This window comes from Rhodococcus sp. NPDC003382, assembly GCF_053589135.1.
Window position 1 is genome coordinate 361,738 of the sequence record NZ_JBSFRH010000001.1, and the last position, 9,054, is coordinate 370,791.

The 9,054-nt window shown below is 68.2% G+C and carries 7 protein-coding genes; 5 read left to right on the forward strand and 2 right to left on the reverse strand.

Annotation, left to right across the window (positions count from 1 at the left end):
* Nucleotides 1–3 precede the first annotated feature (3 nt).
* Nucleotides 4–351 carry a PASTA domain-containing protein gene (locus ACWDUD_RS01900; protein WP_197251002.1) on the reverse strand — a complete coding sequence of 116 codons (348 nt, stop codon included), beginning with the start codon at nucleotides 349–351 and terminating at the stop codon, nucleotides 4–6.
* A 338-nt stretch (nucleotides 352–689) separates the two neighbouring features.
* Here ACWDUD_RS01900 and ACWDUD_RS01905 point away from each other — a divergent pair, with 338 nt between their 5' ends.
* The 4 genes from ACWDUD_RS01905 to ACWDUD_RS01920 all read left to right on the forward strand — a co-directional run bounded on the left by ACWDUD_RS01905 (nucleotide 690) and on the right by ACWDUD_RS01920 (nucleotide 6,536).
* Entirely contained in the window at nucleotides 690–1,316 is a 627-nt protein-coding gene (locus ACWDUD_RS01905) for a DJ-1/PfpI family protein (protein ID WP_450108131.1), read from the forward strand.
* A complete protein-coding gene (locus ACWDUD_RS01910; RefSeq protein WP_450108132.1) occupies nucleotides 1,313–1,762 on the forward strand; it encodes a MarR family winged helix-turn-helix transcriptional regulator in 450 nt (149 codons plus the stop codon). The genes ACWDUD_RS01905 and ACWDUD_RS01910 overlap by 4 nt, the downstream gene beginning before the upstream one ends.
* A gap of 176 nt (nucleotides 1,763–1,938) precedes the next feature.
* Nucleotides 1,939–5,451, forward strand: coding sequence for an indolepyruvate ferredoxin oxidoreductase family protein (locus ACWDUD_RS01915; protein ID WP_450108133.1), 3,513 nt, complete (start codon nucleotides 1,939–1,941; stop codon nucleotides 5,449–5,451).
* On the forward strand, nucleotides 5,448–6,536 hold the full coding sequence (locus ACWDUD_RS01920; protein WP_450108134.1) for a Glu/Leu/Phe/Val family dehydrogenase: 1,089 nt from the start codon (nucleotides 5,448–5,450) through the stop codon (nucleotides 6,534–6,536). The genes ACWDUD_RS01915 and ACWDUD_RS01920 overlap by 4 nt, the downstream gene beginning before the upstream one ends.
* Nucleotides 6,537–6,634: 98 nt before the next feature.
* Here ACWDUD_RS01920 and ACWDUD_RS01925 read toward each other — a convergent pair whose 3' ends face one another.
* Nucleotides 6,635–7,144, reverse strand: coding sequence for an Lrp/AsnC family transcriptional regulator (locus ACWDUD_RS01925; RefSeq protein ID WP_248673618.1), 510 nt, complete (start codon nucleotides 7,142–7,144; stop codon nucleotides 6,635–6,637).
* Between the two features lie 218 nt (nucleotides 7,145–7,362).
* Between ACWDUD_RS01925 and ACWDUD_RS01930 the strand changes: the two genes are divergently transcribed.
* Nucleotides 7,363–8,919: an amino acid permease gene (locus tag ACWDUD_RS01930; protein WP_450108135.1), complete on the forward strand. Its 1,557-nt coding sequence runs from the start codon at nucleotides 7,363–7,365 to the stop codon at nucleotides 8,917–8,919.
* Nucleotides 8,920–9,054 lie beyond the last annotated feature (135 nt).

Sequence of the window (9,054 nt, forward strand, 5' to 3'; positions counted from 1 at the left end):
CCGTCAGTTACAGACGACGGTGAGACCGAGACCCCGCCAGATCTTGTACTCGACGTAGTCCCATTCCTGGTCCGTCGAATCCCATTCGGGACGGATCTCGGTGTAAAACCCCTTGTCCCGCTGCTCGGTGACGTTGCACACGGTCAGCGCGCTGCCGGACTTGTTGGTGATGGTGTACGGGATGTCCTGTGATTCGAGGGTGGCGACGGCGTCCTGCTCGCTCATGCCTACGACGTTGGGGATTCCGACGACGAGGATGTCCTCGTACAACCACTCGGCGGATGCAACTCCGGTGCCGAGGGTGAGTGCGGCGGTGGCCGCGAGAACCGCGGCGGTCAGGGTTCTGCGCATGACAACGTCCTTCCGGAGACGATGCCGGTTCGAAATGCGGACCCGGCAAGGAAAGCCGGGCGACGGGGCGGGTCGCCGCAGTGCCCCGCGCTGTGCGGCGAACCGGATGCGCACCGAAGGATCGGGTCACGCCTGTCGACGTGGCCGCCGAGGTGTGGACGCGATCCGGTGCTCATCGGGGTGTATTCGTCGCGGGCCGTTGCGACGAATGTGCGTTACGTCACAAATCGTACCTCCGGGTCTGTGGAGGTGGCGGGGACTTCGGCAACTTGTTATTGACAGCACCCTGTCTAATTGACAGGATGCTGACATATCGATGAACGACATCGGAGGTTGCCATGACACCCACGCTCGGCACAGTGTTCCTCGCCGTCTACGACACCCTGGCCGACTGGGAACCCGGCCATGCCGTCGCTCACCTGGCCCGGGCCGGCTACACGATCCGGGCCGTCGGGCCGAGTCGTGAGCCGGTCACGACCATGGCCGGCATCCGCATCGTCCCGGATCTGGCCCTCGACGAGGTCACCCCCGACGACGCCGCCCTGCTCGTGCTTCCCGGCGCCGACCTGTGGGACACCGGCGACGAACTGGCCCCGTACGCACGCCTCGCCCGCGAATTCCTCGACACCGGCGTGCCCGTCGCCGCGATCTGCGGCGCCACCGCCGGACTCGCCAGCGAAGGCCTGCTCGACGACCGCGATCACACCAGCAACGTGTCCTTCTACCTCGCCGCCACCGGCTACGGGGGCGCGGGTCGCTATGTCGAGGCCGATGCCGTCACCGACGGCATCCTCGTCACCGCCGGTGGGACCGAACCGGTGGCGTTCGCCCGCGAGATCCTCGGCCTTCTCGGCGTGTACGAGGGTGAGGTGCTCGACGCGTGGTACCGCCTGTTCCACGACTCCGACGCGTCCGCCTTCCCGATCCTCGAGGCGGCCGAAGAGGCGGCGGGCGGCGACCGGTGAGCCGTGCCGAACAGGATCTGCTCAGCCGGGCCGCGCTGAGCGCCTTCCGTCTCAACGGCCAGTTCCTCTCGGCCGCCGAGGAACTCGCGAAACCGGCCGGTTTGACCGCGGCCCGCTGGCAGGTGCTCGGCGCCGTCCTGCACGAGCCGCTTCCGGTCGCCGGAATCGCCCGCGCGATGGGCATCACGCGGCAGTCGGTACAGCGCATCGCGGATCTGCTCGTCGATCAGGGGCTCGCGGAGTACACCCCGAACCCGGCGCACCGCCGGGCCAAGCTGGTCGCACCCACGGCGACGGGCCGCGCGGCGATCGAACGTATCGGTCCGGCACACGCCGAACTCGCGGCGCGGCTGGCCGGCGCGCTCGGTGCCGAGGGCTTCGCCGAGACGGTGCGAGTCCTCGAACGGCTCTCCTCGACACTCGACGCGATCGGCGTCGCCCGGTAGCGCTCTGAGCACCGTGACCACCACGGAGGTGTGGTACGCGTCACAATCGATCAAAATGCTCAGTTGTTCTCGATGCTGTTGACGGATTGAATCAGGAATGGAGATTATTGCTGCACCAATTGATGTGACTCGAGCGACACTGCACAACGGATGTCGCAAAGGAACGGTGGTGTGCGATGACCGAGATCGCGGTCCGTGAAAGCGACAGCCTTCCCTACGATCTGAACGACCGATACCGCTCCGGCTCCGGAACGGTCCTGCTCACGGGTGTGCAGGCCATTGCCCGGCAGCTCGTCGAACAGCACGTGCGGGACATCCGCGAGGGCCGTCGCGTGGCGACCTTCGTCTCCGGGTATCCCGGAAGCCCGCTCGGCGGCCTGGACAAGTTGCTGCACGGCATGCCGAAGGTGCTCGCCGAACACGACATCACGTTCACCCCGGGGTTCAACGAGGAACTCGCCGCGACGGCGGTGTGGGGCAGCCAGGCGGACCTCGGAGCGGGCACGCCGACGCACGACGGCGTCGTCGGCGTCTGGTACGGCAAGGGCCCCGGCCTCGACCGCGCCACCGACGCGCTGCGGCACGCCAACATGTACGGCGTCTCACCGACCGGCGGTGTGCTGCTGATGGTCGGTGACGACCCCGCGTCCAAGTCCTCGACCGTGCCCGCCGTCAGCGAGCGGTCCCTGGCCGCCCTCGGCATCCCGGTGCTCTTCCCGCGCAACGCCGCCGAGATCGTCACGATGGGCCTGCACGGCGTCGCCCTCTCGCGGGCCTCGGGGTGCGTCGTCGCACTCAAGATCGTCGCGGATGTCGCCGACGGCGCCTGGAGCGTCGACGGGTCGGTCGCGGACACCGAGATCACCGTTCCCGAGATCTCCTGGGAAGGGAAGCCGTTCGTCTACAAGCAGCGCCCGATGGCCGCGCCGGTCGACAGTGTGATCGCCGAAGCCGACCTGTACGGGCCGCGCTGGGCGATGATCCAGGCCTACGGCAAGGCCAACGCGCTCGACGTCGTCGAGGTCGATCCCGCCCACGCCCGCATCGGCCTCGTCGCGACCGGCACCACCTTCGACGCGCTGCGGCAGGCCCTGCTCGACCTGTCCGTCACCGACGCCGACCTGCACAAGGCCGGCATCCGGCTGATGCGCATCGGCATGCCGTACCCGATCGGACCCGACATGGTCCGTGAGTTCGCCGACGGGCTCGAGCGCATCGTCGTCGTCGAGGACAAGACCGCCTTCGTCGAAACCCAGATCCGCGAGATCCTCTACGGAACCGAATCGGCGCCGGTCATCGTCGGCAAGAAGGACGCCGACGGACGGCGACTCGTCCCGGTGGACGGCGAACTCACCGCCGGCCGGATCCGCGGGCCGCTGCGCCGCGTCCTGAAGGGGCATGTGGACCTCGGCCCCGCGCCGCTGCCGCAGCTCCCGCTCGAGGTGCTCTCGGCCACCCGCACTCCCTACTTCTGCAGCGGCTGCCCGCACAACCGTTCCACCGCGCTGCCGGAAGGATCGATCGGCGGCGGCGGCATCGGCTGCCACGCGCTCGTCACGATGTCCGGCCGCGCCGACAGTGCGGTCACCGGGCTGACCCAGATGGGCGGTGAGGGCACCCAGTGGATCGGTCAGGCCCCGTTCACCGACGTCGGTCACATGTTCCAGAACCTCGGTGACGGAACGTATTTCCACTCCGGTCAGCTCGCCGTCCAGGCGTGCGTCGCGGCCGGCGTGAACATCACCTTCAAGCTGCTCTACAACGACGTCGTCGCCATGACCGGCGCGCAGGACGCCGAGGGTGCGCTGACCATTCCCGCGCTCACCCACAAGCTCACCACCGAAGGCGTCAAGCAGATCATCATCTGCTCCGACGAACCGAAGCGGCATCGCAAGCGCAAGCTCGCCCGCGGCGTCACGGTCTGGCACCGCGACCGCCTCGACGAAGCACAGCGCGTGCTGCGCGAGGTTCCCGGCGTCACCGTGCTCATCTACGACCAGCACTGCGCCGCCGACGCACGACGTCAGCGCAAGCGCGGCACCCTGCCGACCCGCACGACCCGCGTCGTGATCAACGAGGCGGTGTGCGAGGGCTGCGGCGACTGCGGCGTCAAGAGCAACTGCCTGTCGGTGCAGCCCGTCGACACCGAGTTCGGTTCGAAGACCCGCATCGACCAGACCTCCTGCAACACCGACTACTCGTGCCTCGACGGCGACTGCCCGTCGTTCGTCACCGTCGAGATCGACCCCACCCGCAAGACCGAGAAGCGCACCGCACCGACACCGCCCGCCGTGCCCGACGTCGAGACGGCGGTCGCCGGCACCCGCAACGTGTTCCTCGCCGGAATCGGCGGAACCGGCATCGTCACCGTCAACCAGGTTCTCGCGACCGCGGCGATGCGCGCAGGATTCGAGGTCGAATCCCTCGACCAGATCGGTATGAGCCAGAAGGCCGGACCGGTGGTCTCGCACCTGCGGTTCGCCCCCGACGAGCTCGAACCGGGCAACCGCGTCGGCACCGGCGGTGCGTCCTGCCTGCTGGCCCTCGACCTGCTCACCGCGGCCGACGCGAAGAACCTGGCCTACGCCGATGCGGCCACCACCGTCGCGGTCGCGTCGACGAGCCGCACCCCCACCGGGGACATGGTGTACGACCGGTCGATCCGCCACCCGGACGAGGAACAACTGCTGTCGCGGCTCGAGGCCGCCACCGCCCGGCTCGCGTCCTTCGACGCCCTCGCCGCCGCACAGGCCCTGTTCGGGAACACCGCCGCGGCGAACTTCCTCGTCGTCGGTGCCGCGCATCAGCTCGGCGGCCTGCCGATCCCCGCGGAGGCCATCGAGGAGGCCATCGAGCTCAACGGTGTCGCGGTCGCGGCGAACATCGCGGCGTTCCGCTGGGGACGCGCGGCGGTTGCCGACCCCGACGCGTTCGCCGCGGCGACCGAGCCGGTCCGCGCGCAGCGCTCCGGGACCGTCGTCCCGGAGGAGCTGCTGGCCGGCACCACGTTCGACGGTGAGGTGCTGCCCCTGGTCCGGATCCGTGCCGCCGCGCTGATCGACTACCAGGGCCGCCGCCTGGCCGCCCGGTACATCGAGCAGGTGCAGTCCGTCTGGGAAGCCGAGCGTCGCGTCACCGACCGCACCGAGTTCTCCGAGGCCGTCGCCCGCGGGCTGTTCAAGTTCACCGCCTACAAGGACGAATACGAGGTCGCGCGGATGCTCGTCGATCCGGCCTTCCTCGACGAGGTGAACGCGCAGGTGCCCGACGGAGCGGACCTGACCTACCGCCTGCACCCGCCGGTCCTCCGGGCACTCGGCCGCAAGAAGAAGGTCGGCTTCGGACCCAGAACCCATGTGGCACTGCGGCTTCTGGCGAAGGGCAAGCGACTGCGCGGAACCCGGCTCGATCCCTTCGGCTACGCCCACGTGCGCAAGGTCGAACGCGAGCTGCTCGCGCACTACACCGACACCGTCCTGGGTCTCGCCACAGACCTGAACGAGGACACCTACGACCGCGCGGTCCGCATCGCGGACCTGGCCGACACCGTCCGCGGCTACGAGGACGTCAAGCTGCGCTCGATCGAGCGCTACCGCGCCCAGCTCGCCGAACTCGGCATCGACATCCCGTCGGCGCAGACCCCCGAAACCTCCCAGATCTCCACCGCCCGAAAGGAATCCGTCGCGTGAGCACCCCCACCGTCATCCGCCCCCTCGAGGACACCGCAGCAGGAGTCTTCGGCCGGTCCCGCAACCTGTCGGATCGCCCGCACGAACAGGTCGTGTTCTGTGAGGACGCCGCGACCGGGCTCCGCGCGATCATCGCGATCCATTCCACCGCACTCGGACCCGCGCTCGGTGGCACCCGCTTCTACCCGTACGCCGACGAGCGGCAGGCGCTCGACGACGTGCTGCGCCTCTCGCGGGGAATGACCTACAAGGCGGCGGTCTCCGGCGTCAACCTCGGTGGCGGCAAGGCCGTGATCATCGGCGATCCGACCACCGACAAGACCGAGGCGCTGCTCGCCGCATACGGCCGGTTCGTCGACTCCCTCGGCGGCCGTTACATCACCGCCGCCGACGTGGGAACATTCGCCTCCGACCTCGACGTCGTCGGCCGCAGCACCGCCCACGCGGTCGGCCGGACCGTTGCGGCCGGTGGATCCGGGGACAGCTCCCCGCTCACCGCGCTCGGCGTGTTCCAGGCGATGCGTGCCGGCGCCGAGAATGTCTGGGGCGCACCGAATCTCGACGGACGAGTCGTCGGCGTCGAGGGTCTCGGTAAGGTCGGCTACTCGCTTGTCGGCCTGCTCGCCGCGGACGGCGCCCACGTGGTGGTCTCCGACGTGAATCCGGCCGCGATCGAACGCGTCGTCGCGGACTTCCCGAACGTGCGGGTCGCCGACAGCGTCGTCGAGGCGCCGCTGGACGTCTACGCGCCGTGTGCGCTGGGCGGCACGCTCTCGCCGGTCACCGCCCGGTCCCTGGACGCGCGGCTCGTGTGCGGCGCGGCGAACAACCAGCTCGCGTCCCCCGAGATCGAAAACCTGCTGGGGGAGCGGGGGATCACGTGGGTGCCCGACTACGTGGCCAACGCCGGCGGCCTGATCCAGGTGGCGGGCGAGGTCGACGGTTTCGACGCGGCGGCCGTGCGTTCCGACGTCGAGGCGATCTTCGACCGCACCTCCGAGATCTTCGAGATGGCACGGGTTCTGGGCACCGGGCTCGGCGCCGCCGCGAACCGGATCGCGGAGCAGCGCATCGACGCAGCGTGACATCGATGCAGTAGTACGAAAGATGCAGTAGTACGAAACAGAGGCAGGGGAGTCGCTACGGCGGCTCCCCTGCCTCGTTGTGTCCGTCCGTGTCGCCGTCAGGGAAGGTCCGCGACGGGCGTCGAACGGCCGTGCCCGGCACCGCGGGTGAGCTGATCGAGCAGAGGCTGCGTCCGGTACGCCACAGGCGTCGTCAGGGCCAGCGTCGTGGTGGTGTGTGCGACGCCTTCGATCGAGTGGATGCGTTCGAGCACCTGCAGCAGGTTCTCCTGCGACTGGGCGGCCATGCGGATCAGCAGGTCCTCCCGGCCCGTGGTCGCGTGCACCTCGAGCACCTCGGGGAACCGTTCCAGTTCGGCGATCACGTGGCCCATGCGGGCCTGGACGAGCTCGGCGCCGATGAACGCCTGCAGTGGCAGGCCCAGCTTCGGTAGGTCGACGACCGGCCGGTATCCCGTCACGGCTCCCGACTCCTCGAGCTTCCGGATGCGCGACTGGACGGTGTTGCGTGCGACGCCGAGCTTCGCCGACAGGTCGACGATCCCGGCGCGAGGGTTGTCGGTGAGCTCGGCGAGCAGGGCCGCGTCGAGACGGTCGAGACTGAGCACGGTGACATCCTTTCCACTGTGATGCGTGTCACTAGTTGAGCATAGTGCATAGCTGTTGAAGAAGATATTGACACCATTCTCGCTAGTGCCATGATTGCTGCATAGAAATGCTCACAGAATCTCTCATCGACGCAGCATGAAGCGCCATCTGTGAGCGAACGCCCCCGGCTACCCACGAGGTCCGGTGGGGCAATACAACCCACACCGAGGAGCACAACATGCCCGGAGTCGGCATCTGGCGCACCAAATCTGTAGAGCAATCGATCGCGGACACCGATGAACCCGGTTCGAGGCTCAAGCGTGAACTCACCGCGAAAGATCTGACCGTATTCGGTGTCGCCGTCGTGGTCGGCGCCGGCATCTTCACCCTCACCGCCCGCACCGCCGGGAACGTGGCCGGCCCCTCGATCTCGCTGGCCTTCGTTCTCGCCGCCATCACCTGTGGCCTCGCCGCCCTCTGCTACGCGGAGTTCGCCTCGACGGTTCCCGTCGCCGGCAGCGCCTACACCTTCTCGTACGCGACGTTCGGCGAGTTCGTCGCCTGGATCATCGGCTGGGACCTGATCCTCGAATTCGCCCTGGCATCCGCCGTGGTCGCGAAGGGGTGGTCCATGTATCTCGGCGGATTGTTCGGCGGCAGTGAACACACGACGATGCATCTCGGGCCCGTCGCATTCGACTGGGGTGCGCTGCTCATCGTCGGTGCGATCACCGTCATCCTCGCCGTCGGTACCAAGGTGTCCTCGCGGGTGTCCGCGGTCGTCACCGCCATCAAGGTCGCGGTCGTGCTGCTCGTGATCGCCGTCGGCGTCTTCTACATCAAGGCGAGCAACTACGCGCCGTACATTCCGCAGGCCGAGGAAACACAGACCACCGCGACCGGCGTCCACCAGTCCCTGTTCTCGGCGCTGACCGGCGCCGGTGGCAGCACCTACGGCTGGTACGGGCTCCTCGCCGCGGCGAGCCTGGTGTTCTTCGCCTTCATCGGATTCGACGTCGTCGCCACCACCGCCGAGGAAACGAAGAACCCGCAGAAGTCGCTTCCGCGCGGCATCCTCGGCTCGCTGGCCATCGTCACCGTCCTCTACGTCGGCGTCACCCTGGTGCTCACCGGCATGGTCAAGTACACCGATCTGCGGACCGGCAGCGCCCTCGTGGGTGACGGCAGCGCCACCCTCGCCACCGCGTTCGAGGCACACGGCATCACGTGGGCGCAGATGGCCATCAACATCGGCGGCCTCGCCGGCCTCACCACGGTCGTGATGGTGATGATGCTGGGCCAGACCCGCGTGCTGTTCGCGATGTCCCGTGACGGCCTCATGCCGAAGAAGCTCGCCACCACGAACCACAAGGGCGTCCCGGTGCGCATCACCCTGGTCGTCGGCGCCGTCGTCGCCGTCCTCGCCGCGGTGTTCCCGATGGGTGTGCTCGAGGAAATGGTCAACATCGGCACGCTGTTCGCGTTCGTGCTCGTGTGCATCGGTGTCATGGTTCTCCGCCGGATCCGTCCGGACCTGCCGCGCGGTTTCCGCGTCCCGATGGTGCCGCTGGTGCCGATCCTCGCGGTGCTCGCCTGCGGCTGGCTGATGCTGAACCTGTCCGTCGAGACCTGGATCCGGTTCGTCGCCTGGATGGCCATCGGTGTGGTGGTGTACTTCGCCTACGGTCGCCGCAAGTCGGTCCTCGGACAGCGACTGCGAGCAGAGCAGCAGCGGGTCGACGAGGTCGAGCAGGTCTCCGAACCGCGCGAGGTCCCGCAACCCGAACCGGTGTAACCGCCCGTACCCGTGCGCGTTTCCGGTAGCACCAGCTACCGGAAACGCGCACGAGCCTTGTTCGGGTAGCTGCGCAAAAACGAGATCGGTAGATCACAACTCATAACACCACTCAAAAATCTTTTAATATCGTTT

What these genes read in the sequence shown, in the direction of transcription:
- ACWDUD_RS01900 (WP_197251002.1), bottom strand. Translation starts at nt 351, where the DNA reads ATGCGCAGAACCCTGACCGCCGCGGTTCTCGCGGCCACCGCCGCACTC.
- ACWDUD_RS01905 (WP_450108131.1), top strand. Translation starts at nt 690, where the DNA reads ATGACACCCACGCTCGGCACAGTGTTCCTCGCCGTCTACGACACCCTG.
- ACWDUD_RS01915 (WP_450108133.1), top strand. Translation starts at nt 1,939, where the DNA reads ATGACCGAGATCGCGGTCCGTGAAAGCGACAGCCTTCCCTACGATCTG.
- ACWDUD_RS01930 (WP_450108135.1), top strand. Translation starts at nt 7,363, where the DNA reads ATGCCCGGAGTCGGCATCTGGCGCACCAAATCTGTAGAGCAATCGATC.